Below are 22,886 nucleotides of genomic sequence, written 5' to 3'. Positions count from 1 at the left end.
AGTGGTCGATGCGTAGCTTGCTTCGCTCTCGCCGTGGCTCCGTCGCCTTCGCAACCGTAATCGCCCTGGTGCCGCTGATCGGAGTGGTCGCACTCGGGGGTGAGGCGGGATCGTGGTACGTTACCAAGCAACACGCGCAGAATGCCGCCGATGCGGCAGCGGTTTCGGGCGCCATGCAGCAACTATGCATATCGAACGCACCTTGCGCGGTTACACAGACAGTGGACTATCGCGCCAAGCAATCCGCAGCAGCCAACGCGTTCTGCAATGCGGGCAGCACTGCCTATCCCGGCTCCCAATGTAGCACCAGCCTTCCGGTGGGAGTCTCGCAGACCGTCCAGATTGCTTCGCTCACGTCATGGAACGGGACGGCCGGAACTTACGTTCAGGCCACTGTGAGCCAGCAACAGCCCGCATACCTGGCACAAGTGCTTGGGTTGACCACTGTCAATATACCCGCGACAGCCGTGGCCTCAGTAAAGAGCGTGCTGTTTCCGCCCTGCGTTCTGACATTGAAGGGCTCCATCAGTTTCCAAGGCAGTCCGAACATCAATGCGCCGAATTGCGGCATGGCCTCTAACAGTACGGCCCAGGATGCAATAAACTTCACCGGCGGCGGGATGACCATGAATCTCGGTTCGCTATCGACTGTCGGCGGCTGCACAGGTGCCGCGTCGTTCTGTAACACGGCGTTGAAGTATTTGCCGGCCCCGACCACCAATCCCTTCTCTGCTCTCGACGACGCCCTCACCACGTTGTGCGGGGCGAACCCGACCCTCCCTGCCAAATGCGGTCTACCGAAATGCTCAGGATCGGATCTGGTCGCTTACACGGCTGCCACCCCGTGCACGAATGACAATACCTCGACGAAGGGCAATACCGGTTTCAACTTGGTTTCAGGGGTCTCGGTGTACTTCATATCCGGTACTCTGTCCCTCAAAGGCGGCTCCTCGATCACCTGCAACAGTCCATGCACAGGAGTGACCTTCATTCTGCTGCCGGGTGCTTCGATTGACACGAAGGGCGGCGGGACGCTCACCCTCAAGGGGCCGGCAACTGCCCCGAGTGCCTCGTCGCTTCCCGCGGCCCTTCAGTCCAGCGCTGCATTATTCCAGTACATGTCCATGTACGATGTTTCAGCGTCGCCGGTGCAATTCGGTGGAAACAGCAACATCACTCTCACGGGAAACATCTACGCGCCGAACGCAGATGTGACGTTTCAGGGCAATCCGACGATTGCCGTAGGTGGCACAGGCGACAGTTGTGGCCAGTTGATCGCCAAGTCAATCGCGTTCAACGGCAATGCGACCTTTGACACCACAGGGTGCCCATCGCAGACAAAGCTGCCTAAGAGCCAGTATGTCCAGTTGGTGCAGTGATGAGAAAGCTCGATCAGCGTGGCGTGGGGGCGATGGAGTTCTGTCTCGTCGCTCTGCCTCTCTTCATCTTGATGTTCACCATTTTCGACCTGGGGCGATACGCAATCACGATGCAGTCGTTGCGGGCGCTCGCGAATGCCGGAGCTCGGACCTGGATGATCAACGATTGCTACGTGAGTAGTGCGATCAGCAAGACGACACCAACCTGTGCCGGTGATCCCCTGCCATCCGCAGCGGCAAAGCAAGCGGTTGCCCCAATGATCGGCGGTCTCTCGCCGACGTTGAGCACGACCGCGGGAGCCAACGTACTTACCGTTACGGCATCTGTATCGAGTTTCAACATGATCATGCCGATCTGGGGCACAGCATTGAACGCGCCGAGCGCGTCGACGACCATCCCATTCTAGCACTTTCCCAGGCATAAAGCCGATGAACACTCGACGAGCCCACAGCGATGGCGATCGTGATCGCGATGATGGCGGATGTGAAACCGCGATAAATGCCACCATGACAGCATCGTTGCCGCAGGCGGTGATGCCGGTCCAATATTTGGCACTGGTCGCGATCTTCCAGTGGCCCTTGCCTTGGGCAATCATTTGCCTTCTGCTTGCAGTCGATCTTGTGTGGGCCTCGCAGGTTGGGTTGACAATGGGTGGGGGCGAAATCAAGGCCGGCCTGATTGGTGCCTTGCTCGCGCTCTCCGTTGCATTCCGTCGCCGTGATCGCGGTATAGCGAAACTGTTCGAGGCAATTGCTTTGTACCTCGTTTCCGCCGCCGCGGGTTCAACACTGATGTACCTCGCTGCTAGTTGCGCATTCCCTCTGCAAGACGTGATGATGGAGCGGCTGGACCGAGCGATTGGCTTCGACTGGTTAGCTTGGCGCCAAGCATTGCTCGACCAACCGATCCTAAGCGGTCTGCTGGTAGTGGCCTACAACAGCATGTTTCCGCAACTCGTTCTTTTGTTATTCTGCTTTTCTCCAACGGGCAGGTCCGCACGTATCGGAGAGCTGCTGCTTTTGGCGGGCGCGACCATGGTGCCGACGGCGCTGATCTCGGCGATTTGGCCCACGCTGGGACCGTTCGCCGTGCACGGCGTTGGCGACGTTACTTATTTGCGAGATCTGCTGGCACTGCGTGCATCAGGACCTTGGCATTTTGAGTCGGTGGTGATGCAAGGCATCGTGACGATGCCATCGTATCACACGGTTATGGCCGTGCTGCTCACCTACGCCTTTCGCCGCACCGGCCTGGTCGGATATGGGATAGCAACGCTGAATCTGGTGATGCTGCTTTCGATCCCCCCGATCGGCGGGCACTATCTGGTCGATGTGCTCGCCGGCGGGGCACTGGGGCTCGGGGCGATCGCCGTCCAGCGGGCGACTCGGCATGCAATGAACCGAAATCTGTTCGGCCTTTGGCGCGAGACATTGTTCGGAAGGTCCTCGATTTGGTCCGCGGTTCCGTTCAAGCCTGCGCGAATTTCTGCGCAAACACTCGCCGTAAAATCCGGGCGCCTGCATGACGCGCGAGATGAAACCTGATGGGCAACATGCAGCTCATCGGGAATATAGCGGGCGCGACTGCGTGTTGCCGCGGGGCGCTGTTGACGGAGCAGTCGCTGATTATCCATGTCCGGCCACCCGCAATGAGCAAGACGACCCCAACCTGTAGCGGTGACCCGCCACCATCCGCGGCGGCAAAAAAAGCGTCGGCCCAAGGCTCGGCGGTCTCGCGCCGATCGCCGAGCACGACTGCGGGAGCCAACGCACTTACCGTTGCGGCATCAGATCCGGGCTTCAGCATGATCATGCCGATCTGGGGCACAACACTGAACGCGCCGAGCGCTTCCACGATCATTCCCTTCTAGTGGGTCACGATTCGGGAATGCAATCAAGCGGTAGGGAGGGGGACCTGCCTTTCTGAGGGATTGCCGAAAATCGAGAAGGTGATTGGCAGGCGGGAGCGGCGGGAACCCTCCCGAAGCGCCTGCGCCGCAGAGTAGTTCCGCGGGGATGGGAAAAAGTGGTGCACGCTGGCAACATCGGATGGTTTTCTCTGCTGTTGCGGCAGTGCGATAAGGCTCTCTCCTTGCAAGCAGGCGGCATGAGGGAAATGATCTTGAACCGCATCTTGCGGCCGGCGGAAAACGGGGCGTGTCCTTGGTGAAGCCGGACAGTAACGGATTTGTAGTGGGACGGATTGTAAGCTCTACGGCGTGTTGCGCGACGGAGAGTGTCAATACGCCGCAGACGTAGATTTACGGGGATAGTCGCGGGTCGCGGCGAGGGGGAATCGAAATGGGAAGCGGTCGCATTTCGAACGGGGCAGGGCGCAGGCTTGTCGCCTCGAGCGTGATCGCACTCGGTGCTGCGCTTGTCCTTTTCAATTCCGTTGACCGCGCCGCGGCAGCAGATCGGAAGGGCACCTCCGGCGGCGTCTTCGTCAGCGAGATGAACGACGTCCAGCGGGTCAAGGTGGTCGTCAACAAGTCACGCACCTTCAAGGTTGACACGGCTTTTGCGACGATCGTCGCGGGTTCGCCTGATATCGTCGATGTGAAGTCGCTGAGCGACCACATGATCTATGTCCAGGGCAAGCAGACCGGCACCACCAACGTCATTCTATTCGACAGCTCGATGAAGCAGATCGGGATCCTCGACGTCGAGGTCGTGATCGATACCGGAAATCTGCAGCAGAACATCCGGTCCAGCACCGGGGGGCAGGGTATTCGTGTCTCTGCCTCCGAGGGGCAGGTGGTGCTCAGCGGAACCGCCGCCGACGCGGTGGTGGCTGAGCGGGCCATGGCCATCGCCACCAGTACCGTGGCGAAAGGGGGCGTGGTCGTCAACGCCATGAGCGTCGCTGCGCCGCAACAGGTGATGCTCGAGGTGCGCTTTCTCGAGGTCAATCGAGATGCCGGTCGTAATCTGGGCGTCAACCTTTATGCGGCGAATGCCAATGGTACAAATGTAGGGAATACGGGTCTAGGCGCGGCGACGGCAGGTCGGCAGCCAATCGGTGGCGTCAATGGCGCGGTCGGCTCTCCTCCGACCGGCAGCCTTCCGGTCCTCGGAACGATCGGAACGCTCGTCGGCACCGCAGGTGGTGTATCACCTACGCCGTTCGGAAGCTTGTTGACCAGCATCATTCGGACATCCAACGGCGGCTCGGTCGACCTGCTGATCTCTGCGTTGGAAACCAAAGGATTGGCTCGCCGGCTCGCGGAGCCGAACCTGACCACGCTGTCCGGCGATTCCGCGCGTTTCCTGGCTGGCGGGGAATTCCCGGTGCCGGTGGCGTCTACGGCCGGGACCGCAGGATTGGTTCCAACCGTGACCATCGAATTCAAGAAATTCGGCGTCGAGCTGGCGTTCGTTCCGACCGTGTTGTCGCGCGGCGTGATCAACCTTCGAGTCGAGCCGTCGGTCAGCGAGCTTGATTTCTCCAATGCGGTGCAGATTGCGGGGACGGTCATTCCGGCGTTGAGCCGACGCGACGCGCGCACCACGGTCGAGCTGCGCGACGGCCAGAGTTTTGCCATCGCCGGCCTGCTCCAGACCCGCAACCGGCAGGACGTTTCGCAGTTGCCGTGGATCGGCTCGGTGCCCGTGATCGGAAGTTTGTTCAGCAGCAAGTCGTACCAGCAGCAGGAAACGGACCTCGTCATCATCGTTACGCCGCGCCTGGTTGCGCCGGCGGCACCCGGTCAGCAATTGGCGTCTCCGCTCGACTCGCGCCTTCCGGCCAACGACGTCGATTTCTTTCTCAATGGCCAGATGGAAGTCCGCAAGCGCTACAATGACTACGTCAATTCCGGCGGCGACGTGAAGGGTCCGTACGGCCACATCATCGCTCCTGAAGTCAGGGCGCCCATTCCGGCGCCGGCCGCTGCTGCCGACCAGCCGGTCGTTAAGACCCTCAACTAGCGGAGCGAGAGATGGCCATAAGGTATCTGGTTCTGTTCGCGCCCTTTCTGCTCGGGGGATGTTACGGCCTCGCAGGTCATGACGAGATGGACCGCTACTTCCAGCGTTCGGATACCATCACGATGACCGCCGGCGATGCCAAACAGGTCAACGCCGTCACCCACACCATCCATCCCTGGCCGCGAAACGTGGGTGATCGCAGGATTGCATACGACGCTCGGCGCGTGGGTGCCGCCGTTACGCGCTACGGCAAGACGCAACAGCCGGTGGATCAGCTTCCTGATATCTCGCCTGCGACGAAACTGCTGGGCCAGCAGCCTCCGATCACCCAGAATGTCAATATCGACGGATTGCCGCCTGGATCGAACGCTGGAGTATCGGTGCCGGTCGGCGGCGGGCTAGGAACCAGGTGAAGGAGCCAAAGGGGCTTAGCTTTGGACAATTCGACCAGGATATTTCAACGAGTGCGCCGGGCCAGGCGGGGACAAGGGTTATGCGGCGCATCATCTTAATGCTGACCTATTGCTGCTTGGGGACCGCGCTTGCGGGGTGCGACCAAACATTGAGGGAGGCCGCCATCGTGGCTCCTGTGGATCCGCCGGGCGGAGACCCCGTGCAGGAGCCGACCGACGTCAAATATTACCCCTCGGACGAACCGGTTCGGCTGGGATTAGAGCATTTCAACCGCGGCAGTTACGGGATCTCCCAGCGCTATTTCAAGGACGCCGTCGAGAAATCGCCGAAGGATTTGACGGCCTGGATTGGGCTCGCAGCGAGCTATGACCGGTTGCGTCGTTTTGACCTGGCTGATCAGGCCTATGCTCATGCGATCCGGCTGGGAGGCGAAACTGTTCAGCTACTGAATGATCAGGGATACTCGTACATGCTGCGCGGCAATCTGAACGCGGCGCGTCGAAAGTTCGAGAAGGCTTATTCGCTCGATCCCGGCAATCCGGTCATCGCCAATAACCTCGAGCTTCTCAATGGCAGCCGGCGGTTCATTGAAAGACCACCAAACAACCAGCCATAAGTGGTCGATCGGCTGCGATCACGGCCAGTTCTCGTCAATTTGGCCCAATCACAGCATCAGCGTGACGGCTGCCGCTGCGGATGATGACAACAACGCCATTGCGAACGGTAAATCGCGCGCCGAGCAGTTTCCGCACCTTCTCCGTGATCGTAGAGGGAAAGGGAACGGTTTCTCTCACGACGGGATCGCCGACCTTGATCGTCTCAGTCGCGGAGCCTGCAACTGGTGCAGGCTTGATATAGTCTCGGATAAGCTGAATCTCTTCACGTGATAGGATGAGCGGAGCCTGGTCAGGACGGGCCTCCAACGGCGGCTTGGATGTTTCACTGCTTGCTTTTTCACGTATCTCATTGGTGCTTGCGATCTGATCGAGCCTGGCTACGCGTAGCTTGAGCGCGATGATGTCACGTTGCAGTGTTGCGATCTCGAATTTGCGCGAGTTGACCTGCATGAAGACGATGATCGCGCAAACGCAGCTCACGACAAGGCCGACGCTCAGCAATGCGATCAACCACCGCTGAAAGTTTCCCATCGACCCTCCGGCCGTCCGGGGGAGTTGATCGCGCTGGAGATGGCTCCGCCAGATGCGGCGTGCTCGGTCCATCCAGTCTGTAGAGCCCGTTACGCCGGCCGCCGCCCGGCGCGACCCAAAATGCGCGGGCGACGAGGCGGCTTCCTCTCGGGCCGGATCAACTAACGACGCCGTGTCGACTTGCTCAAGCTCTACATCCCCGGGGACGCGATCCTCCGCTGTCAGATGAGCGGCAGGGTGGAAGGGATCCATCTGCTTATCGAGCCGGCCCATCTCCGTTCTCCGTGGAGCCATCTATCAACTTCAGCAGTTCCGCCGACGCGGATAGAATAGGTACCCGAGGATTCGATCAATCGGAACGGAAAAGGCGCCAGGTCGCGCCGTGAGCCGTTCTGAGGATAGCTTCGGGAGATAGGGCACCAACAGATGCCAAGGTTCGCCCCGCGAATGCACGTTCCGACCACGCGGACCGTAGACAGTGCAATGAGGCACCATGATCGTGCGACGAATGCCCAATTTCAGCTGGTTAAGCCCAGGGTGCGACCGGTAAGTTATTGGTTGTTCTACCCCTGTGGCTGTCTCTTAATCAGCGGGTCCAAGGTTCGAGCCCTGGTGCGCCCACCACCCTGCGTTAGAAATCGGCGAAAGCCGCCCAGGTATTTGCTTCGCTGCGATTTCCCTCTCGCTCAGGTCTGCCTCATGCCGATTGCTTGCGATATTCCGCAGGCGTGAGGTTCATGTGTCGGCGAAAGACCCGGTTGAGATGGCTCTGGTCCGAAAACCCGCTGAGCAGCGCGATCTCCTTCAGCGGCAAGCGGTCCTTGCGGAGATGCTGGCAGGCGTGTTCCACCTTGCGGCTCAGCACATAGGCGTGGGGACGCATTCCGTAATGCACATGGAATTTGCGCGCGAACTGCACGGGCGTGCAGTTGCAGATGTTGGCCAATTCCTCCAGCGTGATGTTCCTGGAGATGCTCTGTTCGATATAGTCTTCGATCAGCCGCGCATGGGCAGGCCTGAAGCGCCCCTGCGAGCAGGGCATCTTGAACTGCACGGAGGCATATCTTCGCAGGATGTGCACGCTGGCCTGAAGAGCCAGCGCATCGTAGCAGAGGCGGCCACCCGGTCCTCCGGCGGAAACCTCTTGCACCATCTGGTCGCCGATCCAGGTCAGGACCGGATCTTCGATCTTGAGGAGGTCGTGCAGTTCGACCGCCTCCGCGTCGCGATCGAAGGCCTCGCCCGCAGTCTTTGCCATCAAGGTCGGTGAAATGTAGAAATGGCTGACTTCGAGATCATGGCTCCATCGCCAATTCGAAGCTTCCGCGCGCGTGAGCAGCGTCGTAACACCTCGGCCGACGTGATCTTGCTTCCACGCGCCGCTGACGCGGCGGTTCATCGCAGTCGAGCCTTCGCGATAGATGACGATCAGATAGTTCTCGGACGGGGGGACCCAGATGTCGGATGGCGCATAGCGGAACACCCGCAGCCGAAAGTCGGCCTTTCCTACCGCCGAACTGTCCAACATCAACTTGCCAGGCGCGTACCGTGGCAGCTCGTCGACCGTAATGAACCGGCCCATCGCGCGAACTCCCTCCCTCTAAGGCGCGGTTGACCGCTTCTTCTTCTCATGAGCCGAACAGCTGCGCAGCAGCATAAGCCGCTTTTGGCTTTTGCCAAGCGAACTGCGTCCGGATCAGCTCCTTGAGACCGCGGCACCAGTGGCCTCGTTCAAAGGATTGTCGGTTTTGTTCAAGCCCCAGGCGCAGGCAATCTCGTAGCGTGCCGCAGTCCCTTGCCGAGTGGAAAGAACGGCACGAGCGTCGCAAGCAGAACAAGCCCATCCGATCGAGCCGTCGGGATCAACAATGACGCGATGCACCATCATCCGGTCACAGCACGGATGGGGGAGGCCACGCGCTCTTACACCCTAGGAAGGGGAAAATGGCAGAACCCGTGACCGAGTTCGACGGAAGCAACGGCGCGCATGTAACGGCGAAATTCGACGCCGTGGTGGTTGGAGCCGGCGTCGCCGGACTCTATCAGCTCTATCGCCTGCGTGAACAGGGATTGAACGTCAGGGTGATCGATGCTGGATCCGGCGTCGGCGGCACCTGGTACTGGAATCGCTATCCTGGCGCGCGCTTCGACTCCGAAGCCTATATTTACCAGTACCTGTTCTCCGAAGAGCTCTACAAGGGATGGAGCTGGAGCGAGAAATTCCCTGGCCAACCCGAAATCGAACGCTGGCTGAACTACATCGCCGATCGCCTCGATCTGCGCAAGGACATCCAGTTCGGTACGACGGTCAAGAGCGCTCATTTCAACGAAGCCGCCCAGCGCTGGCTGGTCACGACCGACAAGGGCGACGTGATCGATACCCAGTTCCTGATCACCTGCTGCGGCATGCTTTCGGCCCCGCACGTGTCCTTTCCGGGGCAGGAGACCTTCAAGGGGCAGTTGTTCCACACCGCGCGCTGGCCGAAGCAGCCGGTCGATCTGGCCGGCAAGCGCGTCGGCGTCATTGGCAACGGCGCGACCGGAATCCAGGTCATCCAGACGATCGCCAGCGAGGTCGGTCACCTCAAGGTCTTCATTCGCACGCCGCAATACATTATCCCGATGAAGAATCCCAAATACGGCGCGGCGGATGTCGATGCCTACAAGTCGAAATTCAAGTCGTTCACGGAGCGCCTCCCGCACACCTTCACCGGATTCGAGTATGACTTCGAGCACGCCTGGGCCGAACTGTCGCCAGGGCGGCGCCGTGAGGTGATCGAGGATTGTTGGAATGACGGCTCCCTGAAGCTGTGGATATCCTCGTTCGGCGAGCTGTTCTTCGACGCGGAGGTCAACGCCGAGATATCCGAATTCGTGCGCGAGAAGATGCGCGAGCGGCTCAAAGATCCAAAGCTGTGTGACGCGTTGATCCCAGCCGATTATGGCTTCGGGACACACCGGGTGCCGCTCGAGCAGAAATTTCTCGAGGCGTTCCATCGCCCGAATGTCGAGATCGTCAGCGTCAAGGAAAATCCGATCGAACGGGTGACACCCACGGGTATCCAGACCGCCGACGGCACCATCCACAAGCTCGACATCATCATTCTGGCCACCGGATTCGACGCCGGAACCGGAGCCTTGACGCGCATTGATATCAGAGGTCGCGGCGGCCGGTCGCTGAAGGAGGATTGGAGCCGGGACATCCGCACCACAATGGGCCTTCAGGTTCACGGCTATCCGAATCTCTTCACGACGGCCGTGCCGCTCGCCCCTTCAGCGGCGCTCTGCAACATGACCACGTGCCTGCAACAGCAGGTCGAATGGATCGATGATTGTATCAGGCATATGCGCGGCAAGAATCTGAAGGTCGTCGAGCCGACGAAGGATGCGGAAGACGGATGGGTGGCGCATCACGATGAGATCGCCAACGCGACGCTGATCGCGAAGACTAATTCCTGGTACCTGGGCTCGAACGTCGAAGGCAAGCCGCGGCGCGTTCTGTCGTACTGCGGTGGGGTCGGCGCCTATCGGCAGAAATGCGACGAGGTCGCCGCGAACGGCTACCAGGGCTTTGCCATGCATTAGGGTTGCGCAGCACCGTGTCGACCAAATCAATCGAAGTCAGGCTGGAGCACAATCATGATCATGAATTTTGGTGCGGTGGCAGACACCGTTCTCGACGATGTCGTTACATCGACGCCGCACGTACCCGGCGTCGTCGCGATGGTGACGAACCGCCATCGTAACATCTACGAAGGGGCAGCCGGCAAGCGCCGTCTCGACCAGGCGGCCAACATGACGACCGACAGCATCTTCGGGATATTCTCAACGACCAAGGCGATCACCGCCACGGCCATCCTGCAGCTTGTCGAGGAAGGCAAGCTCGATCTCGATGAGCCGGCCAAGCGATACGCGCCCGAGATCGGCAAGCTCCAGGTGATCGAGGGCTTCGATGACAAGGGCGACCCGATCCTGCGCCCTCCGAAGCGCGACATCACCACGCGCATGCTGATGACGCACACCGCAGGCCTGAGCTATGATTTCATCAATCACACCTACAATCGGCTGGCGCAGGAAAAGGATCAGCCGAGCGTGATCACGGCGACCAAGGCCTGCCTGATGACCCCGCTGCTGTTCGATCCGGGCGAGCGGTGGGATTATGGCACCAATCTCGATTGGTGCGGCCAGATCGTCGAGGCCATCACCGGCCGAAGGCTTGGTGACGTCTTCAAGACGCGCATCTTTGAACCACTCGGCATCAAGGACATGACGTTCGAGCTGACCGATGCGATGCGCGGACGGCTGGCCGGGATCCATGCGAGAGGTGCCGATGGCTCGCTCACCCCGATGGATCTCGAGCTGCCGGCCAAGCCCGAAGTGCATATGGGCGGCCATGGCCTTTACGGCACGGTCGGCGACTACATGCGCTTTATCCGGATGTGGTTAAACGACGGCGCGGGCGAGCACGGCCGCGTGCTGAAGGCGGAGACCGTGCGCATGGCTGAAAAGAACCACCTGGGCGACAAGAAGGTGACGCCGATTACCGGCGTCATCCCGTCGCTGTGCAACGACGCGGAGTTCTTCCCGGGCCAGTCAAAATCCTGGGCGCTGAGCTTCATGATCAATGATGAGCAAGCCCCTACCGGGCGTCCCGCCGGCGCTCTAGGCTGGGCCGGCCTTGCCAATCTGTTCTATTGGATTGATCGGCAGAACGGGGTCGGTGGGTTCTGGGCCACCCAAATTCTTCCCTTCGGGGACCCGGCATCGTTCATCGGCTTCATGAATTTCGAGACGGCATTCTACCAGAACCTGAGGCAGCGAATGGCGAGCTAGGTTTGATGGAACGACACGAAACTGTAGGAATTACGTGACGGTGCACTTAGCTGTGAGCGTTCGAACTCGCAAAAGGGACCGGAGCCATTGAGTGCACTGTCACTATAATCCATGCCTTTTGCGGCACCGGCTTTGCCGAGCCGCAGCTCGCGAAGCGAGCGAAAGCTGGCGGGCCCGGCAGGCCTCGAACCTGCAACCAGACCGTTATGAGCGGCAGACTATCGATCGGGTTCGCTGATTTCGCTGCAGTTTCGTTCGGGCTCGATCGCGTTCGTTGCGGTTCGTTCACGCCGTTTCTGAGGCGAAACTGGTGCGGCTGCCCGGTTCGTGGCTCTAAGGATGGATCATCGTTTGGCCGGTGCTGACCACCTAAGTCGCTTACGAATCTTTGCGCGTTGCACGAGGCCAATGGCGTCGACGCAACGTAGAGCTCAAGTTGGCAACGTAATCGGAAGAATGTTGACAAGCGCTTCAGCGCTGTCGGGTCCGAAGGTCGCCTTCATCCAGGGCAGCATGAACGCACCGACGACGGCGCCGATCGCCCTCGAAAGGGGAGCACCGTCGGTTAGATCGCAAGCCGAACTGAATGCCAGTATCGGTGGCTGCGTCTCCACGGTTTTGAGCTGCGGCAGGATCATGGGTCGAGAAGCAAGGAGGAAAGAGCGGTCCTTGTTTTGTCGTCTGTGAGAGTACACTGTCCCCGATTGCACTCAATTGGACATCTGTTGCCGGAGCTAGCTCATACTTGCCCATGATGGCTTGGAGGGAGAGTCCAAGGTCTTGAACGGGCGTCGCGCTATCGCGGCGGAAATCTTCTCTGCTCGTCCCAAAAATGTCATTGCCGCTGACCGACAAGAGAGCGCGGGCTCGTGGGGCCGCCGATATGAGTGTTTGAACTCCATGCCCGAACAGCCTGCTTGCAATGTTTAGTATATCGTGGTTCACTAAACAAATCGAGCTTGGCTGAATCCCTAAGAATCCAGGCAGGCACGAGGAAACGTCCGTTAGTCGTTCAGCCCGTGAAGGACTGTATCGCTCTGCTCGAAGCATTCGAGCGGGTTGGAGAGTCGCGCCATGTCGATGGCCGGCCCCACTGGGAGGGAAAGCGTTATGAAACAGACAGTAAAGGCGCTTCTTACTAGTTTCGGAGTTCTCGCATCCGCGCTCAGTGCCGGAGTGGGGACTACCCCTGCGCACGCGCAGGCGAAGACCATCACGCTGTGCTGGGCCGCCTGGGACCCTGCCAACGCGCTAGTCGAACTGTCGAAGGACTTCACCGCTAAGACCGGCATCGGTATGAAGTTCGAGTTCGTGCCGTGGACCAACTATGCCGATCGCTTCCTGAACGAGCTTAACTCGCACGGCTCGTTGTGCGATCTCATCATCGGAGATTCTCAGTGGATCGGCGGCGCCGCGGAGAACGGCCAGTACGTCAAGCTCAACGATTTCTTCAAGAAGGAAGGAATCAGCATGGACGACTACATGCCGGCCACCGTGGTCGGCTATTCGGAGTGGCCGAAGAATACGCCAAACTATTGGGCGCTGCCCGCCATGGGTGACGCGGTTGGCTGGACCTATCGCAAGGACTGGTTTGCGCGGCCAGAGATCCAGAACGACTTCAGGGCCAAGTACGGCCGCGATCTCGCTGCGCCGAAGACGCTCGACGAACTGCGAGACATCTCGAAATTCTTCCAGGGCCGTGAGATCGACGGCAAGAAGGTCTATGGCGCTTCGATCTATACCGAGCGCGGCTCGGAAGGCATCACCATGGGCGTGTCGAACTATCTCTACGATTACGGCTTCCAATATCAGGATCCCAAGAAGCCCTATGCGATGGACGGCTTCGTCAACGCGCCCGGCGCCGTCAAGGGGCTTGAGGCCTACAAGGAGCTCTACAAGTGCTGTACGCCACCCGGCGCCTCCAACTCCTACATGTCCGAAGGACTTGATGCGTTCAAGTCAGGCCAGGTCGCGCTGCAGATGAACTTCTTCGCCTTCTTCCCAGGCCTCTACAAGGATCCGAACGTTGGCGGCGACAAGATCGGCTTCTTCAGCAATCCCGCGGGCCCCGCGACACAGGCGACGCAGCTCGGCGGACAGGGTATCTCGGTTGTTTCCTATTCGAAGAACCAGGGCGAAGCGCTGCAATACATCAGATGGTTCTCCGGCGGGGATGTGCAGAAGAAGTGGTGGGCGCTGGGCGGTTATTCCTGCGCCAAATCCGTGTTGAACGATCCGAGCTTCCCGAACAGCGCGCCGTTCGCCGGGGAGTTTCTGAAGTCGATGGGAATGGTCGTCGACTTCTGGGCCGAGCCCTCCTATGCGCAACTCCTGCAGGCCGAACAGAAGCGCGTGCATGACTACGTGGTGGCGGGCAAGGGCACCGCGCAGGAAGCGCTCGACGGTCTGGTGAAGGACTGGAAGGCCATCTTCAAGGAAGAAGGCAAGAAGTTCTAAGGCAACCGCCTGGGGCGCACGCGAGCGCGCTCCAGGCACTCTTCGGCAATCTCGGCAGCTGTCGCATAGCTGATGGTCCCGGCGCGAGGATCGACCAAAGCCATGAACGATTTGAGTGCTTCGTCCCAGATCACCTATCGGGCCGTCCCGGCCCGGCCAGCCGTGGCGCGTCGTATCCGGGGTTTGTCGGACCAGGCGCTCGCCTGGCTCTTTATCACGCCGACGATCGTGCTGCTGCTGGCGATCAACATCTTCCCGCTGGTGTGGACGATCTATCTCTCGTTCACCAACTACCGCGCCAATCGGGCGAACGCGCCCACGATATGGCTGGGCACCGACTGGTACCAGTCGATACTGACCGATCCGGATATCTGGGCGGCGATGCAGGTGACGGCGCATTTCGTGATCTGGACGGTGGTGATCGAGACCGTGCTCGGATTTGGCCTTGCCTACCTCATCGATAAGAAGTTCCGCGGCCACGGGATGTGGACCACGATCATCCTGCTGCCGATGATGCTGTCACCTGCCGTCGTCGGCAATTTCTGGACGTTCCTCTATCAGCCGCAGATCGGATTGTTCAACTACGTCGTCGCCTTCTTCACCGGACGCGCGGCCTCGTCGTTCCAGATGCTGGGCGACGTCACGCTGAGCCCCTGGGCCATCGTCATCGTCGATGCCTGGATGTGGACGCCCTATGTGATGCTGATTTGTCTCGCGGGCCTGCGCTCGATCCCTGGTTACATCTATGAAGCGGCGGAGGTCGACCGCGCGTCGAAATGGCGGCAGTTCTGGTCGATCACGCTGCCAATGGCGCTGCCGTTCATCATGCTGGCGGTGCTCTTCCGCGGTATCGAGAACTTCAAGATGTTCGACATGGTCAACCTGCTGACCGGCGGTGGGCCGGGGTCGACCACGGAAGTTGCGTCGATCACGCTCAAGCGTGCGGCGTTCGAGAGCTGGCGCACCGGCTATTCCTCGGCCTTCGCGATCATCCTGTTCGTGACGGTCTTCGGCCTCGCCAACATCTATGTGAAGGCGCTGAACAGGGTGAAAAGCCGATGATCTCAGCCACCACAGCCCATTCCGTCGTCGAGCCGTCGACCACGACGCGGCGTTTTGCCGGCTCGCTCGTCGTGCTCTATGCCATCATCACCATGATCCCGCTGGTGTGGATCATGCTCACCGCGTTCAAGTCGCCGGACGATGCAATCTCCTATCCGCCCAAGATGATGTTCAAGCCATCGCTCGAAGGCTTCTGTAACGTCTTCACGACCCGCTCGCGCCAGACCCCGGAGTTCATCCGTTCGCTGGGGGCGCCGCAGGGGCTTTGCGACAGCCTCGCGCGCAGCCGTAACATGGTGGTCGCCGGTCCCTCGAACTATGTGCCGCGCTTCGTCAATTCGCTGATCATCGCGTTCGGCTCGACCGTGCTCGCCGTCGCGCTCGGCACCTTGTCGGCCTACGGCTTCTCGCGGTTCCGCGTGCCCCTGAAGGACGACCTGATGTTCTTCATCCTATCGACCAGGATGATGCCGCCGATCGCGGTCGCGATCCCGATCTATCTGATGTACCGCAGCATCGGATTGTCCGACACCAGGCTCGGCATGATCCTGCTGTACACCTCGGTCAACGTCTCGCTTGCGGTCTGGCTACTCAAGGGCTTCATCGACGAAATCCCGCGCGAGTATGAGGAGGCGGCCATGATCGACGGATACACCCGCTTTCAGGCCTTCGTGAAGGTGGTGCTGCCGCAGGCCACGACGGGAATTGCGGCGACGGCGATCTTCTGCCTGATCTTCGCCTGGAACGAATACGCCTTCGCGGTGCTTCTCACCTCGGGCAATGCGCAGACCGCGCCGCCCTTCATTCCGATCATTATCGGCGAGGGCGGACAGGACTGGCCCGCGGTGGCGGCGGGCACGACGCTGTTCCTGGTGCCGATCGTGGTGTTCACGGTGCTGCTGCGCAAGCATCTGCTGCGGGGCATCACCTTTGGAGCCGTCCGCAAATGAGTATCGATGCCACCCGATCCGTCGCGCGTCGCGGTGTTGCCGATCGCGTTCTGCGCCGTGGTCCGCTCGAAGCCGCCGCGACCGCGATCATCGCCGCCGGCGTCGTGATGCTGATGCAGCCATTCTCCCTGACGCTGTATTCCTGGTCGTTTGCGACGACCCTGTTCGGCACGGTGATGCTCACCATCGTGTCGAAGGTTCGGGAGTAGGGCGCGATGGCACAGATCAGGGTCGAGGCACTCGACAAGTCCTTCGGGACGTTCCATGCGGTCAAGTCCGCCAGCTTCACGGTCGAGGACGGCCAGTTCCTCTGCCTGCTTGGACCGTCCGGCTGCGGCAAGACCACGACGCTCCGCATGATTGCGGGCCTGGAGCTGCCGACATCCGGCACCATCCGGCTCGATGGCGAGGACGTGACGATGAACCGCGCATCGGCGCGCGACATCGCCTTCGTGTTCCAACTCTTCGCGCTCTATCCGCACATGGATGTCCGGCGCAACATCGGCTTTCCCCTGAAATGCGAAGGGATCAGTGCGGCCGAGCGCGATCGGCGGGTCGTAGAGGCCGCGCGCATCCTGCGGATCTCCCATCTGCTCGACCGATCGGTGTCGGGCCTTTCCGGCGGCGACCGTCAGCGCGTCGCGCTGGGGCGAGCGATCGTGCGCAAGCCGAAGTGTTTTCTGATGGACGAACCGCTCGGCGCGCTCGATACCGAGATGCGCGAGGCCATGATTCATGAACTACGCGCCCTGCATGACCGCCTGGGAGCAACCACCGTCTATGTCACGCATGACCAGCTCGAGGCCATGGCGATGGCCGACAGGATCGCGGTAATGAACAATGGCGTCGTCGAGCAGGTTGCGAGCCCGCGCGACATCTACGACCGGCCTGCTTCGCTCTTCGTCGCGGATTTCATCGGCTCGCCGCCGATGAACCTTCTGCCGTTCCGTGGTCACCTGCAGACGGGCGCGGAGGCGATCCGGCTCGGTGAGCGCGACGTTGCAATTCCTCCCTTGCGCGAGGCGATGGCGGAAAGCGAGTTCGTGCTGGGGGTGCGGCCCGAGCATGTGCGCTTCACCGATCGCGGCATGGTCCGCGGGGTGGTCTATGGCACGGAATATCTCGGCACGACGCAGATCGTGACCGTGACGACGCACTACGGCGCACTGAAGGCCCGCTCACCCAGCAGCAGATCCTTCCGGACCGGCGAGACTGTCGGGCTCGATTTCCGGCCCGATACGCTGTCAGTCTTCGACAAGGTGTCGGGCCGGGCCATTCGTACCGCGTTGCATGAGGGAGGCGCGCATGGCTGAGGTCGAGATCAACGCCATTTCCAAGGCCTTCGGCAAGACGCAAGCTGTGAACGATCTGTCGCTGACAATTGGCGATGGCGAGTTCGTCGCGTTGCTTGGGCCGACTGGTGCCGGCAAGAGCACGGCTTTGCGCTTGATCGCGGGATTGGAGCAGCCGGACAGCGGTTCGATCCGCATCGACGGGCGCGACGTGACCTGCGATGCACCGGCGGACCGTGACGTCGCCTTTGTCTTCCAGCAATATTCGCTGTATCCGCACCTGACGGTGTTCGAGAACATGGCCTTCGCGTTGCGCGCGCCGACCCGGCGCGTGCCGGAAGCCGATATTCGCGCGAAGGTGCAGGAGGTCGCACGTCTTCTTCATATCGAGACCAAGCTGGACAACAAGGCGACGCAGCTGTCGGGCGGGCAAATGCAGCGCGTCGCGATCGGGCGGGCTCTGGTCCGTTCGCCCTCGATCTACCTGATGGACGAGCCGCTCTCCTCGCTGGACGCGAAGCTGCGCGGCGAACTGCGGCTCGAGCTCAAGCGGATCCAGGTCGATCTCGGCGCCACGATCCTCTATGTCACCCACGATCAGACCGAGGCGATGACCATGGCGTCGCGCATCGGTGTAATCGAAGGCGGGCGGCTGATGCAGGTCGGCTCGCCGCGCGAAATCTACGAGAACCCGATCAACGCGCATGTCGCGGCAAGGTTGGGCCAGCCGACGATCAATCTGCTGCCGGCGGCCCTGTTCGGCGGCGCGCCTGATGGCGCCGAGACGATCGGTGCGCGGACCGAGCACCTGACGATTGCGCGCGGCGGTGGCGATGTGTCGGCGACCGTCAAACGGGTTGAACATCTCGGCGATCAGAGCCATCTCCATCTCGACCTCGCCGGCCGGCCGGTGGTGACGCTGGCGGATCCCGAGGCGGGCTTCGGCGCCGGTGATGTGGTGTCGCTCTGTCTGAACAAACCTCTGTTCTTCGATGCGATGGGCTGGAGGGTAGCGGCATGAGCCTTGATCGGGTAGCCAGGGAAAGACTGGTGCGAGCGCTGGCGGGGTCGATGATCGAGCACGCCGACGAATTGACGAGCCTCGACCAGGCGATTGGCGATGGGGATCACGGACTGAACATGAAGCGTGGTTTCGAGGCAGTGCTGGCGGCATTGCCGGGCCTTGCCGACAAGGCGCTCCCGGACATGCTGAAGGCGATCGGAACGACTTTAGTCATGAAGGTCGGCGGTGCTTCGGGGCCGCTGGTCGGAACTTTCTTCATGGAGCTGGGCAAGGCACTTCCGGAGCAGCCGAGCCGCGCTGATCTCGTCGCAGCGACCGAGAAGGCGATCGACGCCGTCAAGGCGCGCGGGCGTTCTGAGGCGGGGCAGAAAACGTTGCTGGATGTCCTGGTGCCGGTGCAGGTCGTGTTGGCGGGCGGTGGCGATGCCGAGGCGATTGCAGCGGAAGCGGCGCGAGCGGCCGATCGCACCACGCCCATGCTTGCGATCCGCGGCCGTGCGTCCTTTCTCGGCGAACGTTCCATCGGTCATATGGATCCAGGTTCGCGTTCGGCGTCCCTTTTGATTGGCGCGGCAGTCAAGGTACTGGAATTCGAGGCAAGTTCATGAACAGTTCAAATTCCTGCAATGTCGGGATCGTTATCGTTTCACATTCGCGCAAGATCGCGGAAGGCGCGGCGGATATGGTGCGCCAGATGGTAGGCAGCGCCGTGCCGCTCGCCTGGACAGGCGGCGACATCGATGGAGGGCTCGGCACCAATGTTGCCGGGATCCTCGACGCGATTGAAGCGGCGTGGTCGCCCGCAGGCGTGGCGGTGCTGGTTGATCTCGGCGGGGCGGAGACAAATTCCGAGATGGCGGTGGAAATGCTGCCTGAAGATCGACGCGCGCGCGTCGTCGTCTGCAATGCTCCGGTGGTCGAGGGGGCTGTGATTGCGGCAACCGAGTCTTCGGGTGGCTCGCCGCTTGCCGCTGTCAAGCGTAGCGCGGAGGAATTCTATGCATGATGCTCACGCCAGCCGGCCGGGCGAAACGGCGGTGCCGCTGACAGCCTCGGCGGTTCTCGTCAACAAAGTCGGACTTCATGCGCGACCGTCGGTCAAGCTCACGCAGTGCGCAAAGGGTTTTACCGCGAAGATAGAGCTCGCCCTCTCGGCGGACGGGCCCTGGACGGACACCAAGAGCCCGGTAAAGGTCATGCGTGTGAAGGCGCCGCAGGGCGCAACACTGCATTTCCGCGTTACCGGTTCCGATGGCAAGGCAGCACTTGCTGCTGTACTGGCGCTTGTGCATGACGGTTTCGGTGAGGCCTGATCGCAGTGGCAGAGATCCATCTCACCGGCCGTGCTGCCTCGCCGGGTCTCGCGATCGGACCGGTCACCATGCTGACTGCGGCTGTGGCCAGGCGGACAGCGAGCGACGATCCCGCGCAAGAGGCGGCGGCACTGCGGGCGGCGATTGAGGGCGCGAGGGCGGAGATCGCCAACCAGATCAAGACGATCCGGGGCGATGTAGCCGACATTCTGGAATTCCAGGTCGCCATGCTTGAGGATGATGCGCTGGCGGAGCCGGCATATGGGGTCATCTCGGACGGGATCACTGCCGACCACGCCTGGCGCTTGGCACTCGACGTGGAGATAGCTGGCTATCGCGCTGCTGAAGATGAATATTTCCGTGCCCGTGCGGCCGATATCGTCGACATCCGCGACCGCGTGCTTGCGCATCTGAGCGGCGTGGACACGGTCGCCAGGATTACCAGCGGCTCGATCGTGGCGGCTGACGACATCACCCCTTCCGCTTTTCTTGCTGCCGACTGGTCGCACGGCGGCGCCATCGCGCTGGCTGCGGGCTCACCTTCCTCGCATGTTGCGATGTTGGCGCGGGCGCGCGGGGCGCCCATGGTCGTTGGGCTCGGCCCACTGTCGTGGAACGGACAGCCACCTGCGCTGGCGCTCGTCGACGGCGATGCCGGCACCGTGATCTTTGATCCCGAGCCGGAAACGCGCCGCCTGTTCGAACAGCGCATGGCGGTTGCGAATGCCGCCCAAGCCGCCGCCGATGCCGCCTGCCTTGAGTCCGCACGCACGGCCGACGGCCGGCGGATCGCGGTCCTTCTCAATGTCGCCGCGCCCGAGGACCTCGCCGGCCTCGATCCTGCAATCTGCGACGGCATCGGCCTCGTGCGTACGGAATTTCTGTTCGAGGCGGCCCAAGGCCTGCCGGATGAGGATGCGCAATATGCAGTCTATCGGCGCATTCTCGAGTGGGCCGAGGGAAGGCCGGTGACAATCCGCACCCTCGATGCGGGCGGCGACAAGCCAATCGCCGGCTTGACGATCGATAACGAGCGCAATCCGTTCCTCGGTCTGCGCGGCATCCGTCTCTCGCTCGCGCGGCCGGAAGTGTTTCGGGTGCAACTGCGGGCACTGTGCCGTGCGGCTGTGCACGGGGTGCTGAAGGTGATGCTGCCGATGATCGCGGTCCCTTCGGAGCTCGATCGTGCGAATGCCCTGCTGGATGCAGAGTTCACGGCGCTCAGGGCCGAAGGGATCGCCTGCGCCCACCCGCCGCTCGGCATCATGGTCGAGGTCCCGGCGGCGGCGCTTCGCGCCGAGGATTTCGGCGCGGCGTTCTATTCCATCGGCTCGAACGACCTGACCCAGTACACGATGGCGGCGGCGCGCGACGTCGGTGCCGTCGCGGACCTCAACGATACCGGCAATCCGGCGGTGCTGGCGCTGATCTCTCGGACTGTCGAGGCCGGACGAAAGCGTGGCGTGGAGGTCTCACTCTGTGGTGACGCCGCGGCCGATACGCGCCTGACCGCGGCGCTGATCGCCACCGGGTTGACAATTCTCTCGGTGTCGCCGATTGCCGTCGCGCGGCTCAAGGCCGCAATCGCAAAGGTGCGTTCATGACGGATGAAGCAGGCGAGGATACCCGCGCGCCTGGTGACAGCAATGTGGCGGATTACAAGGCCATCCTGCGACGGGTGCTCGACAACAGGCCCTCGGGGACGCGGCTGAAGCTGGCGGCGGCGTTGGGCAAGAATCGCTCCTTCGTGACCCAGATCACCAATCCGGCCTATCTGGTTCCTATTCCGGCGAAGCATGTCGCGATCATCTTCGAAGTCTGCCATCTGTCCGGCACTGAGCGTGCGGCGTTCCTCAAAGCCTATGGACGCGCGCATCCCGGCCGGCTGCGCGCACCCCACCGCGAGGCGCGCACCCGCATTGTCTCGGTGACCGTACCCGACCTCGGCGACGACAAGAAGAACCGTGCGCTCGAACAGCTGATTGTGGATTTCGCCGCGCAACTCGCGCGCTATGCCGAAAGTGTGGGTTGAGCCATTGATTTGAACTTTAGACGAGATGGGAGGACGTTCATGAAAAAGCTGATCAACAGCACCGATACGATACTCGAAGAAAGTCTGGACGGTTTCGCGGCAGCTCATGCGGGTATCCTGCTTCTTGGTGCCGAGCGCAAATTCGTCCGGCGCCGCACGTTGAAGCCAGGCAAGGTCGCGCTGATTTCGGGTGGCGGCGCGGGACATGAGCCGCTGCATGCGGGCTTTGTCGGCCTCGGCATGCTCGATGCCGCTTGCCCCGGTCAAGTCTTCACCTCGCCGACGCCAGACCAGATGATCGAGGCCGCGGAGGCCGTCGACACGGGCGCAGGCGTGCTCTTCATCGTCAAGAACTACGAAGGTGACGTGATGAATTTCACCATGGCAGCCGAGATGGCCGCGCGGGAAGTTGCGAGCGTGGTGACTAACGACGACGTGGCTGTGGAGAAATCGACCTTTACGACCGGTCGTCGCGGCGTCGCGGGGACATTGATCGTGGAAAAAATGGTCGGCGCTGCGGCCGAGACCGGAATGCCGCTTGCCGCTCTCACGGCGCTCGGCGAAGAGGTCAACCGGCGCACGCGCTCGATGGGGGTGGCGCTGTTGCCATGCACCGTGCCGGCCGTAGGGCGGCCAAACTTCGCATTGGCCGACAATGAAATGGAAATGGGCGTCGGCATTCATGGTGAGCCCGGCCGGCGCAGGGTGACGCTGGCGTCCGCCGATGCGATTGCCGCCGAGCTGCTCGATGCGATCCTGAACGATCTTGCGCCCGGCAAGGGGAGTGAAGTGCTGCTTCTCGTCAACGGGTTTGGCGCGACGCCTCTGATCGAACTCTATCTGATGGTCAATGCCGCAAAGCGGATTCTGGACAGCGCGGGGGTGGCAGTGGCGCGCTACCTGACCGGTTCCTACGTCACATCCCTCGACATGGCTGGTGTCTCGATCACCGTATCTGTGCTCGATAGTAAGTCGACGAAATTATGGGATGCCCCGGTGCAGACGGCAGCTCTGCGGTGGGGCGTCTGATCTCAGCTCGCGGCTTGGTTTTG

Annotated in this window: 23 protein-coding genes; 20 read left to right on the top strand and 3 right to left on the bottom strand. The window is 61.4% G+C overall.

Annotation, left to right across the window (positions count from 1 at the left end; all coding sequences use genetic code 11):
- The first annotated feature begins 8 nt into the window (after positions 1 to 8).
- The 6 genes from AC0L3A_RS08045 to AC0L3A_RS08020 all read left to right on the top strand — a co-directional run bounded on the left by AC0L3A_RS08045 (position 9) and on the right by AC0L3A_RS08020 (position 6,339).
- Positions 9 to 1,379: a pilus assembly protein TadG-related protein gene (locus tag AC0L3A_RS08045; protein ID WP_473254024.1), complete on the top strand. Its 1,371-nt coding sequence runs from the start codon at positions 9 to 11 to the stop codon at positions 1,377 to 1,379.
- Complete coding sequence (locus AC0L3A_RS08040; protein WP_473254023.1) at positions 1,379 to 1,786, top strand: TadE family protein; 408 nt, start codon at positions 1,379 to 1,381, stop codon at positions 1,784 to 1,786. Before AC0L3A_RS08045 ends, AC0L3A_RS08040 begins: the two co-directional genes overlap by 1 nt.
- A 100-nt stretch (positions 1,787 to 1,886) precedes the next feature.
- Positions 1,887 to 2,924 (top strand): phosphatase PAP2 family protein, encoded by a 1,038-nt coding sequence (locus AC0L3A_RS08035; protein WP_473254021.1) that lies wholly within the window; start codon positions 1,887 to 1,889, stop codon positions 2,922 to 2,924.
- A 756-nt stretch (positions 2,925 to 3,680) separates the two neighbouring features.
- Positions 3,681 to 5,309: a type II and III secretion system protein family protein gene (locus tag AC0L3A_RS08030; protein ID WP_473254019.1), complete on the top strand. Its 1,629-nt coding sequence runs from the start codon at positions 3,681 to 3,683 to the stop codon at positions 5,307 to 5,309.
- Between the two features lie 11 nt (positions 5,310 to 5,320).
- A complete protein-coding gene (locus AC0L3A_RS08025) occupies positions 5,321 to 5,722 on the top strand; it encodes a hypothetical protein (RefSeq protein WP_473254018.1) in 402 nt (133 codons plus the stop codon).
- Positions 5,723 to 5,802: 80 nt separating this feature from the next.
- Positions 5,803 to 6,339, top strand: a complete 537-nt coding sequence (locus AC0L3A_RS08020; RefSeq protein WP_473254016.1) for a tetratricopeptide repeat protein — start codon at positions 5,803 to 5,805, stop codon at positions 6,337 to 6,339.
- A 34-nt stretch (positions 6,340 to 6,373) separates the two neighbouring features.
- Here AC0L3A_RS08020 and AC0L3A_RS08015 read toward each other — a convergent pair whose 3' ends face one another.
- Both AC0L3A_RS08015 and AC0L3A_RS08010 read right to left on the bottom strand, forming a co-directional pair.
- Positions 6,374 to 7,144, bottom strand: coding sequence for a hypothetical protein (locus AC0L3A_RS08015; protein ID WP_473254015.1), 771 nt, complete (start codon positions 7,142 to 7,144; stop codon positions 6,374 to 6,376).
- 424 nt (positions 7,145 to 7,568) lie between these two features.
- Positions 7,569 to 8,453 carry a helix-turn-helix domain-containing protein gene (locus AC0L3A_RS08010; protein WP_007592650.1) on the bottom strand — a complete coding sequence of 295 codons (885 nt, stop codon included), beginning with the start codon at positions 8,451 to 8,453 and terminating at the stop codon, positions 7,569 to 7,571.
- A gap of 362 nt (positions 8,454 to 8,815) precedes the next feature.
- On the opposite strand from AC0L3A_RS08010, the gene AC0L3A_RS08005 reads away from it, so the two are divergent.
- Together AC0L3A_RS08005 and acmB are read left to right on the top strand one after the other, a co-directional pair.
- Positions 8,816 to 10,456, top strand: a complete 1,641-nt coding sequence (locus AC0L3A_RS08005) for a flavin-containing monooxygenase (RefSeq protein ID WP_473254014.1) — start codon at positions 8,816 to 8,818, stop codon at positions 10,454 to 10,456.
- A 54-nt stretch (positions 10,457 to 10,510) separates the two neighbouring features.
- Complete coding sequence (gene acmB, locus AC0L3A_RS08000) at positions 10,511 to 11,704, top strand: methyl acetate hydrolase AcmB (protein ID WP_473254012.1); 1,194 nt, start codon at positions 10,511 to 10,513, stop codon at positions 11,702 to 11,704.
- A 431-nt stretch (positions 11,705 to 12,135) separates the two neighbouring features.
- Here the strand turns inward: acmB and AC0L3A_RS07995 are convergent, their stop codons facing one another.
- Complete coding sequence (locus AC0L3A_RS07995) at positions 12,136 to 12,342, bottom strand: hypothetical protein (RefSeq protein WP_354127811.1); 207 nt, start codon at positions 12,340 to 12,342, stop codon at positions 12,136 to 12,138.
- 472 nt (positions 12,343 to 12,814) lie between these two features.
- Here AC0L3A_RS07995 and AC0L3A_RS07990 point away from each other — a divergent pair, with 472 nt between their 5' ends.
- The 12 genes from AC0L3A_RS07990 (at position 12,815) to dhaK (ending at position 22,863) form a co-directional block, all read left to right on the top strand.
- Positions 12,815 to 14,161 (top strand): ABC transporter substrate-binding protein, encoded by a 1,347-nt coding sequence (locus tag AC0L3A_RS07990; RefSeq protein ID WP_473254011.1) that lies wholly within the window; start codon positions 12,815 to 12,817, stop codon positions 14,159 to 14,161.
- Between the two features lie 102 nt (positions 14,162 to 14,263).
- Complete coding sequence (locus tag AC0L3A_RS07985) at positions 14,264 to 15,223, top strand: carbohydrate ABC transporter permease (RefSeq protein ID WP_354127813.1); 960 nt, start codon at positions 14,264 to 14,266, stop codon at positions 15,221 to 15,223.
- On the top strand, positions 15,220 to 16,173 hold the full coding sequence (locus AC0L3A_RS07980) for a carbohydrate ABC transporter permease (RefSeq protein ID WP_354127814.1): 954 nt from the start codon (positions 15,220 to 15,222) through the stop codon (positions 16,171 to 16,173). The genes AC0L3A_RS07985 and AC0L3A_RS07980 overlap by 4 nt, the downstream gene beginning before the upstream one ends.
- On the top strand, positions 16,170 to 16,382 hold the full coding sequence (locus AC0L3A_RS07975) for a hypothetical protein (protein ID WP_354127815.1): 213 nt from the start codon (positions 16,170 to 16,172) through the stop codon (positions 16,380 to 16,382). Before AC0L3A_RS07980 ends, AC0L3A_RS07975 begins: the two co-directional genes overlap by 4 nt.
- A gap of 6 nt (positions 16,383 to 16,388) precedes the next feature.
- Complete coding sequence (locus AC0L3A_RS07970) at positions 16,389 to 17,486, top strand: ABC transporter ATP-binding protein (RefSeq protein WP_354127816.1); 1,098 nt, start codon at positions 16,389 to 16,391, stop codon at positions 17,484 to 17,486.
- Positions 17,479 to 18,486: an ABC transporter ATP-binding protein gene (locus AC0L3A_RS07965; protein ID WP_354127817.1), complete on the top strand. Its 1,008-nt coding sequence runs from the start codon at positions 17,479 to 17,481 to the stop codon at positions 18,484 to 18,486. Before AC0L3A_RS07970 ends, AC0L3A_RS07965 begins: the two co-directional genes overlap by 8 nt.
- Positions 18,483 to 19,097, top strand: coding sequence for a dihydroxyacetone kinase subunit DhaL (dhaL, locus tag AC0L3A_RS07960; protein WP_007592634.1), 615 nt, complete (start codon positions 18,483 to 18,485; stop codon positions 19,095 to 19,097). The genes AC0L3A_RS07965 and dhaL overlap by 4 nt, the downstream gene beginning before the upstream one ends.
- On the top strand, positions 19,094 to 19,495 hold the full coding sequence (gene dhaM / locus AC0L3A_RS07955; RefSeq protein WP_007592631.1) for a dihydroxyacetone kinase phosphoryl donor subunit DhaM: 402 nt from the start codon (positions 19,094 to 19,096) through the stop codon (positions 19,493 to 19,495). Before dhaL ends, dhaM begins: the two co-directional genes overlap by 4 nt.
- Positions 19,488 to 19,802: an HPr family phosphocarrier protein gene (locus AC0L3A_RS07950; protein WP_473254010.1), complete on the top strand. Its 315-nt coding sequence runs from the start codon at positions 19,488 to 19,490 to the stop codon at positions 19,800 to 19,802. The genes dhaM and AC0L3A_RS07950 overlap by 8 nt, the downstream gene beginning before the upstream one ends.
- A 5-nt stretch (positions 19,803 to 19,807) precedes the next feature.
- On the top strand, positions 19,808 to 21,406 hold the full coding sequence (ptsP, locus tag AC0L3A_RS07945) for a phosphoenolpyruvate--protein phosphotransferase (RefSeq protein WP_354127820.1): 1,599 nt from the start codon (positions 19,808 to 19,810) through the stop codon (positions 21,404 to 21,406).
- Positions 21,403 to 21,834, top strand: coding sequence for a hypothetical protein (locus AC0L3A_RS07940; protein ID WP_007592625.1), 432 nt, complete (start codon positions 21,403 to 21,405; stop codon positions 21,832 to 21,834). The genes ptsP and AC0L3A_RS07940 overlap by 4 nt, the downstream gene beginning before the upstream one ends.
- A gap of 39 nt (positions 21,835 to 21,873) precedes the next feature.
- Positions 21,874 to 22,863 (top strand): dihydroxyacetone kinase subunit DhaK, encoded by a 990-nt coding sequence (gene dhaK / locus AC0L3A_RS07935; protein WP_473254009.1) that lies wholly within the window; start codon positions 21,874 to 21,876, stop codon positions 22,861 to 22,863.
- Positions 22,864 to 22,886: the final 23 nt, after the last annotated feature.

Source organism: Bradyrhizobium sp. MI1.3 (assembly GCF_055811695.1).
This window is presented reverse-complemented; position numbering and strand designations above follow the sequence as displayed.